This window comes from Niallia endozanthoxylica (assembly GCF_008710145.1).
GTDB lineage: Bacteria > Bacillota > Bacilli > Bacillales > Cytobacillaceae > Bacillus_BD > Bacillus_BD endozanthoxylica.
In genome coordinates this window covers 14,928-30,755 of the sequence record NZ_VYKL01000010.1, presented here as the reverse complement: position 1 = coordinate 30,755, position 15,828 = coordinate 14,928, and the positions used below count along the sequence as shown (strand labels likewise).

At 36.6% G+C, this 15,828-nt stretch carries 12 protein-coding genes; 6 read left to right on the top strand and 6 right to left on the bottom strand.

Annotation, left to right across the window (positions count from 1 at the left end):
• Positions 1–229 precede the first annotated feature (229 nt).
• Positions 230–1,153, top strand: a complete 924-nt coding sequence (gene cysK / locus F4V44_RS03620; RefSeq protein WP_150438629.1) for a cysteine synthase A — start codon at positions 230–232, stop codon at positions 1,151–1,153.
• Positions 1,154–1,261: 108 nt separating this feature from the next.
• Here cysK and F4V44_RS03615 read toward each other — a convergent pair whose 3' ends face one another.
• The 3 genes from F4V44_RS03615 to fabF form a co-directional block, all read right to left on the bottom strand.
• Positions 1,262–2,545, bottom strand: coding sequence for an MFS transporter (locus F4V44_RS03615; RefSeq protein WP_150438628.1), 1,284 nt, complete (start codon positions 2,543–2,545; stop codon positions 1,262–1,264).
• 204 nt (positions 2,546–2,749) lie between these two features.
• Positions 2,750–4,624 (bottom strand): molecular chaperone HtpG, encoded by a 1,875-nt coding sequence (htpG, locus tag F4V44_RS03610; protein WP_150438627.1) that lies wholly within the window; start codon positions 4,622–4,624, stop codon positions 2,750–2,752.
• 203 nt (positions 4,625–4,827) lie between these two features.
• Positions 4,828–6,069, bottom strand: a complete 1,242-nt coding sequence (gene fabF / locus F4V44_RS03605) for a beta-ketoacyl-ACP synthase II (protein WP_150438626.1) — start codon at positions 6,067–6,069, stop codon at positions 4,828–4,830.
• A 279-nt stretch (positions 6,070–6,348) separates the two neighbouring features.
• Here fabF and pxpB point away from each other — a divergent pair, with 279 nt between their 5' ends.
• Genes pxpB through F4V44_RS03590 form a run of 3 tightly spaced genes read left to right on the top strand, consistent with a single transcriptional unit; the run spans position 6,349 to position 8,840 of the window.
• Positions 6,349–7,077 carry a 5-oxoprolinase subunit PxpB gene (pxpB, locus tag F4V44_RS03600; RefSeq protein ID WP_150438625.1) on the top strand — a complete coding sequence of 243 codons (729 nt, stop codon included), beginning with the start codon at positions 6,349–6,351 and terminating at the stop codon, positions 7,075–7,077.
• Positions 7,061–8,080 (top strand): 5-oxoprolinase subunit C family protein, encoded by a 1,020-nt coding sequence (locus tag F4V44_RS03595; protein WP_150438624.1) that lies wholly within the window; start codon positions 7,061–7,063, stop codon positions 8,078–8,080. Before pxpB ends, F4V44_RS03595 begins: the two co-directional genes overlap by 17 nt.
• Complete coding sequence (locus tag F4V44_RS03590) at positions 8,067–8,840, top strand: LamB/YcsF family protein (RefSeq protein ID WP_150438623.1); 774 nt, start codon at positions 8,067–8,069, stop codon at positions 8,838–8,840. The genes F4V44_RS03595 and F4V44_RS03590 overlap by 14 nt, the downstream gene beginning before the upstream one ends.
• 139 nt (positions 8,841–8,979) lie before the next feature.
• Here the strand turns inward: F4V44_RS03590 and F4V44_RS03585 are convergent, their stop codons facing one another.
• Together F4V44_RS03585 and F4V44_RS03580 are read right to left on the bottom strand one after the other, a co-directional pair.
• Complete coding sequence (locus F4V44_RS03585; RefSeq protein ID WP_150438622.1) at positions 8,980–11,121, bottom strand: sensor domain-containing protein; 2,142 nt, start codon at positions 11,119–11,121, stop codon at positions 8,980–8,982.
• A 433-nt stretch (positions 11,122–11,554) separates the two neighbouring features.
• Positions 11,555–12,418 carry a fumarylacetoacetate hydrolase family protein gene (locus F4V44_RS03580; RefSeq protein WP_150438621.1) on the bottom strand — a complete coding sequence of 288 codons (864 nt, stop codon included), beginning with the start codon at positions 12,416–12,418 and terminating at the stop codon, positions 11,555–11,557.
• A 217-nt stretch (positions 12,419–12,635) separates the two neighbouring features.
• Here F4V44_RS03580 and F4V44_RS03575 point away from each other — a divergent pair, with 217 nt between their 5' ends.
• Complete coding sequence (locus tag F4V44_RS03575) at positions 12,636–13,163, top strand: nitroreductase family protein (protein ID WP_150438620.1); 528 nt, start codon at positions 12,636–12,638, stop codon at positions 13,161–13,163.
• Between the two features lie 176 nt (positions 13,164–13,339).
• Positions 13,340–14,236 (top strand): EamA family transporter, encoded by an 897-nt coding sequence (locus F4V44_RS03570; protein WP_191090545.1) that lies wholly within the window; start codon positions 13,340–13,342, stop codon positions 14,234–14,236.
• 56 nt (positions 14,237–14,292) lie between these two features.
• On the opposite strand, the gene rpoN is transcribed toward F4V44_RS03570, so the two are convergent.
• Complete coding sequence (gene rpoN / locus F4V44_RS03565; RefSeq protein ID WP_150438619.1) at positions 14,293–15,621, bottom strand: RNA polymerase factor sigma-54; 1,329 nt, start codon at positions 15,619–15,621, stop codon at positions 14,293–14,295.
• Between the last annotated feature and the right edge of the window lie 207 nt (positions 15,622–15,828).

Below are 15,828 nucleotides of genomic sequence, written 5' to 3'. Positions count from 1 at the left end.
TTTTATCGGATTAATTAAACTTATTATATAATGGTTAATTATAAAGTCAATAGGTTTTCATGTTATTTTCTTTCCTAGGAAAATAATTTATAAAAATCCAAATTGTTAATCTTCATTATAGAAAAGAAGTAAGGTTGTTTTCTTCATGATCGTATTATAAAATGACTGTAAACTTACTAGACTAATATGAATTATAGTTAATTTTAATTAAAGGAAAGGAAGAGTCTACATGAAGATTTACAAATCCATCATTGATTTAATAGGAAATACCCCTATTGTTCAATTAAATAAATTGCCGGATTCAAACGGTGCTAATGTATATATGAAATTAGAATCATTTAATCCCGGCGGCAGTGTGAAAGACCGTGCAGCCCTTAATATGATTGAACGGGCTGAAGCAGAGGGAGAACTAATTCCCGGCAAAAGCACGATTATTGAACCAACATCGGGCAATACTGGAATTGGAATTACTATGGTAAGTGCAGTAAAAGGTTACCGTTGTATCATTACGATGCCTGATAACGCTACACCTGAACGGGTAAAAATTATGAAAGCCTATGGCGCGGAAGTTATTTTAACACCAGCTAATCTTCGTATGCAAGGAGCAATTGATGAAGCCAATCGCTTGGCAGAAGAAATTCCTGACAGCTTTATTCCTATGCAGTTTGAAAATGATGCCAACGCTGATGCCCACCGCGGTACGACTGCAGTTGAAATTTTGGAGGCCTTTGAAGGAAAATTGGATGCATTGGTATTAACAGCCGGAACGGGTGGCACTGTAACAGGTACAGGCGAAGAACTAAAAAAACAAATTCCTGACTTAAAGATTTATGTAGTAGAGCCATATGGATCACCGGTTCTTTCAGGAGGAAAACCTGGACCCCATAAAATTCCGGGAACAGGTCCAGGTTTTATTCCAAAGATATTAAACCGAGACATCTATGATGAAGTTCTTCTTATTGAAGATGAAGATGCCCAAGTAATGGCACGCCGACTGGCTGCTGAAGAAGGAATTTTTGTTGGAGCATCCGGAGCAGCTTCCGCCCATTTCGCTGTCCAAGTCGCAAAAAAACTGCCATCTTCAGCAAGAGTTCTCTGCTTAGCACCTGATACAGGTGAACGATATTTATCTTCTGATTTATTTCCAGGATAACCGCTCATAATAAAGTCTGCCCTAAGTTCCTTAATTAAGAACGCATTTAGGACAGGCTTTCATTTTTTCTATAGCTGCACTTATAAAAGTTATTACATAAATAATCCATTAATCCATATCACGACTACTAGGTTGCGTCATTACGGATACCTCTTGCTTGGGAACTCGAAGCAACAAAACTCCTCCAATGATAAATAAAATAACTAGACTAAAGACACCGCTGTTCGTGCTGCCCGTAATTTGTGCAGCCGCTCCGACCAGTACCGGTCCGATAATGGCTGCAAACTTCCCAAAGATACTGTAGAAACCAAAGAATTCATTTGACGATTCTTTTGGGACAAGCTTGGCAAAATAAGAACGGCTCATCGCCTGAATCCCGCCTTGCGAGGTCGCAACAAGCATTGCCAGCATCCAGAAATCTAAGGCAGAGTCTAAAAAATAGGCATAACAGCAAATAAAAATATAAACCATAATTCCGACCATAATCATTGTCTTTTCGCTGTATTTTCCACCTAATTTACCAAATAAGACGGTAAAAGGAGCCGCTACAATCTGCGTTACAAACAAGACAATTAATAAAGTAGTCGAAGTAATGCCAAGATCTGATCCAAATACTGTCGACATGTTGATAACCGTATGAACACCATCAATATAAAAGAAATAAGCAAGTAAAAATAAAAATAAAGGGCGGTAAGATTTAATGTTTTTTACTGTTGAGTACAGTTGTTTAAAACTTGCCGAAACTGGATTTGGAACATGATTCTTATAGTATCTTTGCTCCACATTTTTTAACATTGGAATGGTAAAAATCCCCCACCATAATGCTGTAATGGCTATGGCAATTTGACTTGATACAGTGGTTGATAACGGAATGATGTTCTTCTGAGACAATAAAATAATGCCAATTGATATAATAAAAGGAATCGTGCTGCCGATATATCCAAGCGCAAATCCATTTGAAGAGATGCGGTCCATCCTTTCCTCTGTGGTCACATCAACAAGAAAAGCATCATAGAAAACATTTGCTCCCGAAAATCCAAGTGACGTAATCACAAAACAAACCAACAGCAGCATCCACTGATTACTAGGAACAATCGCTAATAGCAGCGTAAAAAGGATTCCTAATGACGAGAAGATGATAAAAAACCGTTTCTTAAAGCCTTTAAAATCTGCAATCGTACCTAAAATAGGCGCTAATATTGAAATTAACAATGTAGCAAACGAATTGGCATACCCCCAATAGGCTGTTGATGTCGAGGCCGCTATTCCAGCTTGTGTGGCCGATGCTTTGAAATAAAGCGGAAAAATAGCCGTAACGACAACCAGTGTATATGCGGAGTTTGCCCAATCATAAAAAGCCCAGCCTCGTTCAGGTGCTGTCATTTTGCTCATATAGATTCCTCCCAAGCCAACTTTAATAAAACGATGATCATGCACTAACTATTGCTGTTTATTCATTCCACTTTCATTTTACTATGTATTCACTTAATATTATTTATATTTTGTAAATTAATCTTAATATTTTCATCCATTTTTTATTCCGCAAAAAAGCAGTCCCGCACTCTTTTAAAGTACGGGACTGCTTCGCTTTTATCCTTATACCATCACTTTGCAAATATCATTAGTAAATTCAACAGGGTCCTGAATTGGTAATCCTTCAATTAGTAACGCTTGATTGTATAGAAGATTTGTATACAAGGCTAGCTTATCTGATTCCTGTTCAAATGCTGTTTTCAAGGATTGGAATACTTCATGATTCGCATTAATTTCTAATACCTTGTCCGCTTTAATCCCCTGGCTGTCAGGCATTGCATTTAAAACCTTTTCCATCTCAATTGAAATTTCTCCATCAGTGGAGAGACAAACCGGATGAGTCTTTAATCTTTTTGATATACGTACATCCTTCACTTTGCCTGCTAAGATATCTTTCATTTTCGCAAACAGATCCTTATTTTCGCTTGTTTCCTCGTTTGCTGCTGTTTGATCTTCTTCAATTCCGAGGTCACCGCTAGAAACTGATTTGAATTCTTTTTCTTTGTAAGTCATCAACATTCTGATAGCAAACTCGTCAATTTCATCTGTAAAATAAAGAATTTCATAGCCTTTATCAGATACCAATTCTGTTTGCGGTAGCTTTTCAATCCGTTCATTTGAGTCACCAGAAGCATAATAAATATACTTTTGATCCTCAGGCATTCTAGATACATATTCATCAAGAGTAACTAGTTTCTTTTCTTTTGAAGAATAGAACATCAATAAGTCCTGCAATACTTCTTTATGTGTACCGAAATCGCTGTACACTCCGTATTTCAACTGTCTGCCAAAGGAATTAAAAAACTTCTCATACTTTTCTCGATCATTTTTTAATAAAGTAAGGAGCTCGCTTTTAATCTTTTTGTTAATATTTTTCTCGATTCGTTTTAACTGGCGGTCATGCTGCAGCATTTCCCTTGAAATATTTAATGACAAATCTTCGGAATCAACCATCCCTTTAACAAAACTGAAATAGTCAGGCAGCAAATCTGCGCATTTATTCATAATCAGTACACCGTTGGAATAAAGCTCTAACCCTTTTTCATATTCCTTTGAATAGTAATCAAATGGGATATTTTCAGGTATAAAAAGAATTGCATTGTATCTTATAGCTCCATCAACGCTTGTATGAATGGTTTTTAACGGCTTGTCAAAGCCATAGCGTTTTTCATGATAAAACTTTTCATAATCCTCATCAGTCAAATCGTTTTTGTTCTTTTTCCAGATTGGAACCATACTGTTAATGATTTGTTCTTCTTTAAAATCGACATATTCATTTTCGCTGTCTTCTTTTGGCTTTCGAACAGTTACATCCATTTTGATTGGATAGCGAATAAAATCAGAATACTTCTTAATAATTTCTTTTAAGCGATATTCTTCTAAAAACTCGTCAAACTGGTCTTCTTCCGTATTTTCTTTTATTTTTAGTATGATTTCCGTTCCAACAGCATCTTTTTTCCATGGCTCAATCGTATAGCCGTCTGCCCCTTCAGATTCCCACTTGTAGGCTTCGGCACTTCCTAATGCCTTACTAATAACCGTTACTATATCGGCAACCATGAAGGCAGCATAAAATCCTACACCAAATTGACCGATAATGTCATAACCATCCTTCAGCTCATTTTCGTTTTTAAATGCTAAGGAACCGCTTTTGGCAATCACTCCAAGGTTATTTTCCAGATCTTCCCTTGTCATCCCGATTCCTGTATCAATAATTTTCAATGTCCTATTTTCTTTATCGGCCTCTACCTTTATGTAGTAGCTATCTTGATCAAAGCGCAAAGAGTCATCTGTCAAAGCCTTATAATAAATCTTATCAATGGCGTCACTAGCATTTGAAATTAACTCTCTTAAAAATACTTCCCTATGTGTATAAATGGAATTAATCATTAGATCTAGCAGCCTTTTTGATTCTGCTTGGAATTGTTTCTTTTCCATATATATCTCTCCTTTCATAGTTAAAACTACGTGAACCATGCTGTTACGTAGTAAAAGAGTTGTATTGAAAATAAACAGTAGAATTAGCACTCTATTACAAAGAGTGCTAATCGTGATATAAATTAAATAACATATCCATTTTCATGTGTCAATATTTATGAAAAAATAAGATTTTCTAATCAGCTATTTATTATAATCTCTACTTATTCTGTGTACTTTCTAAAGATAAGTGTTGCATTATGACCGCCAAATCCAAGAGAATTGGACAATACAATTTGAACATCCTTCTCTTTTGCTTCATTTGGAACATAATCTAAATCTAATTCTTCATCCTTTGTTTCATAATGGATTGTTGGCGGAAGAACTCGATCTCTAATGCTTAATATAGAAAAGATTGCTTCAACAGCGCCTGCTGCCCCCAGCATATGACCTGTCATAGATTTGGTAGAACTGACTGACAATTGGTATGCATGCTCTTTAAAAACATGTTTAATGGCTTTTGTTTCATACAAGTCATTCAATGGAGTAGAAGTACCATGTGCGTTTATGTAATCGACTTGTTCCGGTAAGATATCAGCATCTTTTAATGCTAATTGCATGGCTCTAGCAGCACCTTCGCCATCCGGGGCAGGCGATGTAATATGGTAAGCATCTCCTGTAGCACCATAGCCAATCAGCTCTCCATAAATTTTAGCTCCGCGTGCTAATGCATGCTCTAATTCTTCTAAAATAATGATACCGGCACCTTCTGCAATCACAAAACCATCACGGTTTTTATCAAATGGGCGACACGCAGTATTCGGGTCAGGATTCGTTGAAAGAGCGGTCATATTTGAAAAACCGGCTACCGTCATTTCTGTAATAGAAGCCTCAGTACCGCCGGCAATCATGATATCCACACTTCCTTTCTGCACTTCCCTGAAGGCGTCGCCGATAGAATTTGAGCCAGAAGCACAAGCTGTTACAGAGCAATTATTCATCCCTTTAGCTCCAAGTTCTATGGATACTCTCCCTGCTGCCATATCAGGAATAAACATTGGAATCGTAAAGGGGTTCACCCTTCTTTGACCCTTATCCAAAAACTTTCGATACTGTTCTTCAAATTCACCTAAGCCGCCAATACCAGAACCAATCCATACCCCCACACGTTCAGGGACTGCATTTTCACCGATTTGCAAGCCGGCATCCGCTGCGGCCATTTTACTGGCAGCAACAGCCAATTGACTAAAGCGCCCCATTCTTCTTACTTCTTTTCGATCAATATACTCTTCTGGCACAAAATCTTTTACTTCTCCGGCCAATTTTACGTCTACTTTTTCCACATCAATACGGACTGCCGGGGCAATACCAGATTTTCCTTTTTTAATATTTTCCCATGATGTTTCAGCATCATTTCCTACAGGAGTAACAGCTCCTATACCTGTAATCACAACTCGTTTTTTCATATATATTTCTCCCCATTATTAATATACTTTATTGTAACCCGCTATTCTCTTGATTTCAAAAGGACCGTTTAATATATAGAATATTTTGAATACACCTTAAAATTCTAGCATTTTTTCTACTAGTAATATATATTTTTTATATATTAATTCAACTTCTATTGTTTTCTTTAAATACAACACTAACTTCAGTATAATATAAATATTCACTATTATTATGTTTTTTACCATTTGAATCTCTGAATTTATAAAATCAATCTACTTTTCTTTACTGGAGGTACTATGAATTACAAATTATTTCCACTGGGGGATCAAGGTATTATCATCGAACTTGGAAAAGATATCTCTGCAATGACACATCAAAAAGTACAGAATATTTCTTTTTATCTTCAAAATCATCCTTTTGAATGGATGGTTGAATATATTCCTTCATTTACTACAGTTACCATCTATTATCATCCCTTGAAAATTGAACGTCTCACACAAGGACGAATCCACCCCTACCAATATGCCTGTGAACAACTAAACAATCTATTATCCAGTATTGCACTTAATCAATCATTCGAATCAAGAACCATTGAAATCCCTGTTTGCTATGGAGGGGAATATGGGCCAGACATAGAAATAATAGCTGAATTAAATCACTTAACACCTGAAGAGGTAATCCAAATCCATACCTCGAGTGATTATTTAGTCTATATGATTGGATTTGTACCTGGTTTTCCATATTTAGGCGGGATGTCAGAGAGAATTGCTGCACCTAGAAGAAAAACACCAAGACTACAAATACCCGCTCGTTCAGTCGGTATTGCAGGTAGTCAAACCGGTATCTATCCTCTCGAAACACCTGGCGGATGGCAAATCATTGGACGTACACCGGTTTCCTTATTTCGTCCTGATGAAGAACCTCCTACACTGCTAAAAGCAGGTGATAGAGTTAAATTTACCAGTATCTCCAGTAAAGAATTCAAGGAAAGAGAGGCAAGAAAAAATCATGATTACAATTACTAAACCAGGCCTTCTTTCTACTATTCAAGATCTTGGACGGTTTGGTTATCAAAAATACGGCGTTATCACAAGCGGAGCGATGGATTCCCTTTCCCATCGTTTAGCTAATATATTAGTAGGAAATGAAGAAAACAAACCAACGATTGAAATGACTCTGCTTGGACCAACCATGCAATTTCAGCAGGATTCTTTAATTGCTATCTGTGGAGGCGACATGAATCCTGCCATACAAAACCGTCCTGTCCGCATGTGGCGCCCTGTTCTTGTTAGAAAAGGAGCACAACTTACATTCGGACAGGCAAAGTCCGGCTGCCGGGCCTATTTGGCGGTCGCGGGCGGTTTCTCTATCCCAACCATTATGAACAGTACTTCCACATATATACGAGCGAATGTAGGAGGATTTCATGGACGCGCTCTAAAAACGGGTGATCAATTATCGTTTGCTGAAAAAACGGCCCAATCCTCCCTTCTAATGAAAAAATTGCATACTAAGGGTGATCATCAGCCTTTTATTGAGATGGAATGGTCTGTTTCTTCGAATCTTTTTCCAACATTCGAGAAGAATCCTGTTATCCGCGTCATAGACGGACGACATACTCATCTTTTTACAAAAGAAAGTCAAGAATGCTTTTGGACGAAACCCTTTCAAATCACACCGCAGTCTGACCGTATGGGTTACCGGTTAAGTGGAGAGCCGCTTCACCTAGAGGAACCAACAGAAATATTATCTGAAGCGGTTACATTCGGTACCATTCAAGTACCTGCAGATGGAAAGCCCATTGTCCTTATGGCTGATCGGCAAACAACCGGCGGTTACCCAAAGATAGGCGAAATTGCTTCTGTAGATTTACCTTGTCTGGCCCAAGCTAAACCGTCAGACACGATCTATTTTTCCCCTATTTCGCTTGAAAAAGCACAGCTTCTTTTGATAGAAAAAGAGAAGAAAATCAAACAGCTAAAACACGGAATTAATTATTTAGGAGGAAATCAAAATGTACACAGTTGACATAAATTGTGATATGGGAGAAAGCTTTGGTGCGTATAAGATAGGTGCTGATGAAGATATTCTTAATTACATCACATCAGCTAACATTGCCTGCGGTTTTCATGCAGGCGATCCGGCAACCATGAGAAAAACGGTTCGGCTTGCACTGGATAAAGGTGTTGGAATTGGAGTACATCCCGGTTTTCAAGATCTTGTTGGATTCGGCAGAAGAGAAATGAAGATTTCACCACAAGAAGCCTATGATATAACAGTCTATCAAATTGGTTCGCTTTATGGCTTTGTGAAAGCGGAAGGTGGAAAACTCCAGCACGTTAAACCACATGGCGCCCTGTACAATATGGCTGCCAAAGATATAGCCTTATCTGAAGCTATTGCAGAAGCAGTCTATAAAATTGATCCAGAATTGATTCTCTATGGTTTAGCAGGCAGCAGACTAATTGATGCAGGAAAAAACATTGGACTACGCACCGCACATGAGGTATTTTCAGACCGTACCTATCAACAGGATGGCTCGTTAACCCCGCGAACAAATCCTCATGCTCTGATTACAGATCCTCTAGAGGCGGTAAACCAAGTCATTACAATGATTAAGAAAGGAAAGGTTCATTCCCTTCAAGGCACAGATGTTTCCATTCAAGCAGATACTATTTGTATTCATGGTGATGGAAATGGAGCGTTAGAATTTGCCAAAAAACTATCTGCAGCATTGATAGAAGCTGGGATTAATCAAGAGAAATTTAGCAACAGCTTCCATTACTAATGCAGACTTTAAATTTCATTAGATTCAAAAACTCTATTGGCGAACATTTTTTAAAGGTGTCCGCCAATTATTTTTTCCAAAAAGGGCAAATGTTCTTTAGCCCTTTCTCCAACTTGAGCAAGTTCAATCAAATATAATTTTAATTTGGCTTAGTAACGCTTTTCAAATAGACTTCAAATTCATCCCTAAATAATGGTTTACTAAACAAAAATCCTTGTCCCTGATTACAACCATTTTCAATTAAAGTCTGCATTTGTTCTTGGCTTTCTACACCTTCTGCTATTACATTTAAATTTAGGGTATGTGCAATATCAATAATTCCCTTTACGATGGCCTTGTTTTCTTTATTTAGATGAATATCTCGAATAAACGAAGCATCAATCTTCAATGTATCTATAGGAAGATTTTTAATATAACCAAATGAACTATATCCTGTACCAAAATCATCTATTGAAACATAAATACCTAGATTTCTAATTTCTTCAAGAGTACGTGCTGAATTCTCTATATCTGCAAGAATACTTTCTGTAACCTCTAATTCTAACCACTTTGCATCTAAACCAGATTCACTTAAAATCTCTTTAATTTTCCCCGCAAAGTTAGGTTGAGTTAATTGTCGGACAGACAAATTGACAGATAGTTTTAATGGCATGTATCCTTGATTCTGCCATTCTTTATTTTGAAAGCAACCTTGACGAAGAACCCATTCTCCAAGGGGATTAATCAATCCTGTTTCTTCAGCAATTGGAATAAATTTATCCGGTGCAATCCTTCCTAATTCCGGATGATCCCAACGAACTAGCGCCTCCATCCCAATCAACTCACCGGTATAAAGATCTTTTTTAGGCTGATACTCGATATAAAATTGCTGCTGCTGAATGGCCTTTCGAAGTTCATTTTCTAATAAAATTCGTTCTAATGATTTTTGTTCCATATCAGAATGAAAGAATAGAAAGCCGTTTCTCCCTTGTTCCTTGACAGTGTAAAGCGCGATATCTGCCCGCTTTAACAGTTCATCTACCACTCTCCCATTTGATGGATAAAGAGCGATACCAATACTGCAAGATAAATTAAATAAATGACCTTCCAACTCTACTGGTTCACGGAAAAGAGTAACCATTCTTTGTGCCACAATTTCAACATCCTTCGCACCCGAAATGTTTGACAATAAGATGGTAAACTCATCTCCCCCAAAACGAGCGACTACATCCGATGAGCGAAGACATTTTCTAATTCGTTTCGCTACTTCTATCAAAATCTGATCTCCCATTTCGTGTCCATGTGAATCGTTAATATATTTGAATTTATCGACATCGATAAACATAACCCCAAGTTTTACATTCAAATCCTCAGCATTGCGAACGGCTTTGTAAAGACAGTCCATAAAGAACCTGCGATTGGGCAATCCAGTCAATGTATCGTGGTATGCTATATGATAAATTGTTCTCTCATTTTTTTTTCGTTCCGTAATATCCCGAATCACCAATACTAATGAATGAACATTACCTGATTCATCAACAATTGGGTTAATCTTTGCTTCTACCTCAATATACTTTCCATTTACCCTTTGAAGACGAAATTCTAACTGCGAAAATTGCTTTCGTTTAGTAAAAATACCCTTCACTTCATTAGAGAACGATTCGTGATCCTCTTGTACTATCCATTTGTAAAGGTTATTAGATTTCAACTCTAATAAATCCATCTCTAAAAAGTTCATGTAGGAAGGCGAAATATAGAGTAAATTCCCTTCTATATCAATAGTAGTAATCAAATCTGCTGTGTTTTCGGTTATTAAGCGATATTTTTCCTCACTACTTTTAAGTTCTTCTTCCATTTGTTTTCTCAGCGTAATATCATATCTAATGGATATATATTGATATGGAGTTCCCTTTTCATTTAAAAAGGGAACAATGGTTGTATCTACCCAATAAAAAGACCCGTCCTTCGCCCGGTTTTGTACTTCCCCTCTCCAAATTCCCCCTGATCCAATAGTTGCCCACATATCTTTAAAGAATGCTCTAGAATGATAGCCTGAATTTAATATTCGATGATCTTGGCCAAGTAAATCATCCAACTGATATTGAGAGATTTGGCAAAATTTATTATTAGCATAAAGAATCTTTCCATGCCGATCTGTTATTGCCACAATCGCTGATTGATCTAAAGCGTGCTTAACATCAGCTAATTCTTTCAAAACCTTTAGTTTTTGTTCTTTCTCATCAAGTATAGTCCCAATTAAATCTTCATATTTTGCTTCTATCTCCAAATCCTTCTCACTCATTGTTATCACCTGTTTTAAAATTTAAGAAAAAGGCTATGTTAATAAGTCAGATTTTTGACTCATCCGTGAGAAATAGACATTTCTCACGCCTTTCAGCACAGCTTTAGATGAGTCAATAATCAACAATGTTCATACACAAAACTAAGAAAAAAAAAAAGACCCTATTACTTTAGGGTCGGTTGCACTACTCGCTCCGAACCATTCAATAGTGCCATATACAAATCGTTCTTCATCGCTTTCATAATTATGAGTTTTTTATATGAATTTATGCTTAATCATATTTTATTATAGTCATAAAGCTCTAAAAATCAATAGAGAACAGGTAAATATAACCATTAATAAAAATGGAAAGAACCTACTGTTAGGTCATTCCCTTTTAAGTAGGCTCTTTTCATTTAGCTGTTTGATATCCATATTTTTACCCAATTACATATTATTTAAGAATATTCACTAATGTACCAATTTGCTCAACTGAAACCTGAACCTCATCCCCTGATTTCAGCCACTCCTGCTGATCTTCCGGGTAGCCTAAAACGACCCCTTCAGGCGTTCCTGAGAAAATAATATCTCCAGGTTTTAACGTCATATGCTGGGATATATAGCTAATTAGTGTTGCACAATCAAATATCATATCACGAGTATTGGCAGACTGCTTTACAACTCCATTTACTTTACATTCAATATCTAAGTCCGACGGATCTATCTCATCAGCCGTCACCAAATAAGGACCTATTGGACCAAAGTTATCAAGCGATTTACCAAGCAGCCACTGCCCGCTGCGGAATTGAAGATCTCTGGCTGACAGGTCATTACCAACCGTATAGCCAAATACATAGGACAAAGCTTCCTCTTTTGAAACATTCGCAGCTTCTTTTCCAATAACTATTACAAGTTCTACTTCATAATCAAACTTCTCAGCACTTTTCGGCAGTTCAATCGTTTGATTATGAGCAGCCAATGTATTATTAAATTTACTAAAAAGTACAGGTGATGCAGGTATTTCCATACTTGATTCCTTTGCATGGTCCACATAATTCAATCCCACACAAATGATTTTTTCAGGATTTGTCACACTTGGTGCATAAACTAATTCTTTCTCTGAAAGATAAACGGTTTCCTTTTCTAACAATTCACTTAGCTGCTTTAGAGCCTTATCTCCGCCTGCTATCACATCTTCTATTTTCGTTGGCACATCAAGCGAATAGGTCTCAGCAGCCTGCACTATATCGATAATCCCCCTATCTGTTTTGATACCTAATCGTATTTGATCTTCAGTTCTAAAATTAATAAATTTCACCTTACACCCTCTTTTCTTTATATAATTCCAATTTACAAAAAAGTCAGTATATTACATTATTCTACTAACTTCGAGGGATTTCCTTCTTACTATCCGTAAAATTTTAGACTGATGTATAAAAGATGATACTGTTGATTTATTGTATTCCAATAAGATTAATAGTATTTTAATCTTATGCACCATTCTTATGTAAGAAAAAATAGGGAGTGATGATGAAATGAATATTTTTGAAGCCATTCAAAAAAGACGGGAAATTACTCATTATCAACAGAAGCCGATAGCAGCAGAGGAACTGGAGCAAATTGTAAACGCAGCCTATTTAGCTCCTGCGGGTAATAATCTTCCATCAAGGGAATTCATACTCGTAACAAAACGGGAATCACTACAGTATTTATCACAAGCAACACCGTTTGTTCCTTGGCTTGCCGAAGCTCAAGCAGCCATTATCATTACCGGACGTCCAGATATCAGCAAATATTGGCTGCAGGATTCCTCCATAGCTAGTGGATTTATTTGGCTGTCAGCAGTTGAATTGGGAATTGGTGCGGCCTTTGGAGCTATTTACCACTCCGAGGATCAAGAGGAGTCTGAGAGAAGAGAGAACTATGTTCGAGAACATCTCCAAATCCCAACTGACAGACGTATAGTTGCTATTATCGGATTAGGATATCCGGAAAAAGAACCGCCTGCTAAAGCATTATTGCCAAGAGAATCAATCGTACACTACGATAAATTTAACAAATAATATAAAAGCACCGGCGCTGATTGCAAAGCAAATTAATCTCATTTACATCGCTTAGATGTTAACGTTATAATTTATAGAAGGCTTTTGTATGAATTCGTCGTACTTTTGTCATATGACCACTCACCTTCAATATAGGCGGGTGGTTTTTATTGTCTGTATTTAGTAAGGAGGAAATTATGAGTATTTGGAAATATGCTCTCCTTGTTTTTCTAGGAGGCTGTTCTTATGGTGTTGTATCAACATTTGTTAAACTAGCGTACTCCGAAGGATTCACTGTAAATGATGTAACGGGAACACAGTATTTTTTTGGTGCCATCATGTTATGGACACTTGCGATTTTTATACCCAAAAACAATTTAAGCTTAAAACAATTGTTAATTTTGCTTATAAGTGGAACACCTATGGGATTAACGGGTATTTTTTATAATCAATCACTCAAATACGTCGATGCTTCCTTAGCCATTATCCTATTACTGCAATTCACATGGATTGGAATCATTTTACAATTACTTTTGGATAAAAAGATACCAAATCAAAAAAATTTAATCGCAACCGCTGTTATCCTTTTTGGCTCCGTGCTGGCAACGGGAATTTTGTCCAACAGCCTTTCTTTTTCGTTCATTGGATTGGGCTGGGGACTACTTTCGGCATTATCCTTTGCCTCCTTTATTTATATTAGCGGTCGCACTACGATACCTATCCATCCCATTCGGAAAAGTGCACTTATGACAACTGGAGCAACGATACTTGTGTTTTTCATTTTACCGCCAGACTTTCTTATAAATGGCTCACTGACAGATGGATTGCTTCCATTTGCCTTGTTCTTTGCCTTTTTTGGATCATTCCTCCCTCCCCTTCTGTTTAATATTGGGATGCCAAAAGTCGGCAGCGGGCTAGGCAATATCTTAAGTGCATCTGAATTACCTACTGCTATCACCATGTCTACTCTTATTCTCAAGGAACATGTTACGCTTTCCCAGTGGGTAGGTGTGACCATTATTCTTATTGGGATTGCCTATCCCAATCTACAGCAGCTGCAAAGGCCTTTTAATGAAAAAATGAAAGGAGGATAGTCCTTCCTTTCATTTTTTCATAGATTATTAAGCTACTAGTATCACGCACCTGCTTTTTAGTATCTCTTTCTTTTTGAAGAACCAGGTATCCCCATTTCTTCTCGATATTTTGCAACGGTTCTGCGGGAAATTTGCACTCCATTTTTCATAAGTAATTCAACAATCATTTGGTCTGATATTGGCTTTTCTTTATTTTCTTTATCAATCAAATCTTTAATTTTTTCCTTAATAACCACCGCTGACTCATTTTCCAAACTATTCTTTCTAGATAAACCAGTTGAAAATAAATCCTTTACTTTAAAGAGCCCATGCTGTGTCTGAATATACTTATTACTTGTTGCCCTGCTGATTGTAGATTCATGAAAACCAAGCTGTTCTGAAATATCCTTAAGCGTCATCGGTTTTAATTTGGTCATGCCAAATTGAAAGAAATCCTTCTGCATCTCTACGATAGCCTCTGTCACTTTGTATAATGTATACTTTCTTTGTGAAATGCCGTTCATCAGCATGGACACCTCATGTTGTTTCCTTTTTATATAATCCTCTGCCTTTTTCATAGCATTATTCTTATAAATAGGATGTATAGAAATTTGAGGAATCATGCTGTCATTTACAATAATTAAATATTCATCATTTACTTTTTCTACTATTACGTCAGGAGTAATATATTGGGTCATTTCATGATGATATTCACTGCATGGGCGGGGATTTAAAGTTTTTATAAAATCAGCCGCTTTTTGGATATCCTGAACAGTCACATTAAATTGTTTAGCCATTTTATGATAGCGTTTTGCAGCTAGATCCTCCATATGGTGTTCAATAATAGGATAGGCTAATGGATGAGAATCTTGTTGTGTGGCTGTCTGAATTAGCAAGCATTCTTTTAAATCTCTAGCCCCTACACCAATCGGATCAAGCGATTGCAAAAGAGATACAGACTCTTCCATTTCTTCCATTGAGACAGACAATATATGAGCGGCAGTGGCTGGCTCTATTTCCAAATAACCATATTGATTTAAATGACCGATTAAAAATCTTAAAATCTGTTTTTGAGCTTTAGTGATATCATTGTTTGTCATGATTTGCTCAAGTAGATGCTTTTCAAGTGTCATGATGGTGTCAGAATAATGTATAATTGGATCATAGTCCTTATCAACATTATTGTAAGCGCTGTAATTTGTTTCCGTTTTATTATAATTACGTGTTACAAAATCCATGCTATTATTTTCTTTTATTTCCAGTAATGGATTTTCCACTGCCTGCTGTTTTAAGAAATCAATTAACTCATGAGATGAATATTGCAAAATATTGATTGATTGCCGCAACTCAGGTGTCAATGTCAGCTTCAGGCTTTGATATTGATTTAATTCCATTCCAAATTGCATATCACTCACCCGTTATTCTAATATTTTGAATTATCATAATAATCATATATATAATAATAACGTATTTTCCATTATATGAATAGTATATTATGTAATTTTTTGTACAAGAAAAAGATCGAAATTTATATAATTAAAGCCAAATAAAGAAAAACCTGCTAAACTAGCAGGTTCAACAATATTATTCTACAATATTTTTGAAAATTCTTC

What these genes read in the sequence shown, in the direction of transcription:
- cysK (WP_150438629.1), top strand. Translation starts at nt 230, where the DNA reads ATGAAGATTTACAAATCCATCATTGATTTAATAGGAAATACCCCTATT.
- F4V44_RS03615 (WP_150438628.1), bottom strand. Translation starts at nt 2,545, where the DNA reads ATGAGCAAAATGACAGCACCTGAACGAGGCTGGGCTTTTTATGATTGG.
- htpG (WP_150438627.1), bottom strand. Translation starts at nt 4,624, where the DNA reads ATGGAAAAGAAACAATTCCAAGCAGAATCAAAAAGGCTGCTAGATCTA.
- fabF (WP_150438626.1), bottom strand. Translation starts at nt 6,069, where the DNA reads ATGAAAAAACGAGTTGTGATTACAGGTATAGGAGCTGTTACTCCTGTA.
- pxpB (WP_150438625.1), top strand. Translation starts at nt 6,349, where the DNA reads ATGAATTACAAATTATTTCCACTGGGGGATCAAGGTATTATCATCGAA.
- F4V44_RS03595 (WP_150438624.1), top strand. Translation starts at nt 7,061, where the DNA reads ATGATTACAATTACTAAACCAGGCCTTCTTTCTACTATTCAAGATCTT.
- F4V44_RS03590 (WP_150438623.1), top strand. Translation starts at nt 8,067, where the DNA reads ATGTACACAGTTGACATAAATTGTGATATGGGAGAAAGCTTTGGTGCG.
- F4V44_RS03585 (WP_150438622.1), bottom strand. Translation starts at nt 11,121, where the DNA reads ATGAGTGAGAAGGATTTGGAGATAGAAGCAAAATATGAAGATTTAATT.
- F4V44_RS03575 (WP_150438620.1), top strand. Translation starts at nt 12,636, where the DNA reads ATGAATATTTTTGAAGCCATTCAAAAAAGACGGGAAATTACTCATTAT.
- F4V44_RS03570 (WP_191090545.1), top strand. Translation starts at nt 13,340, where the DNA reads ATGAGTATTTGGAAATATGCTCTCCTTGTTTTTCTAGGAGGCTGTTCT.
- rpoN (WP_150438619.1), bottom strand. Translation starts at nt 15,621, where the DNA reads ATGCAATTTGGAATGGAATTAAATCAATATCAAAGCCTGAAGCTGACA.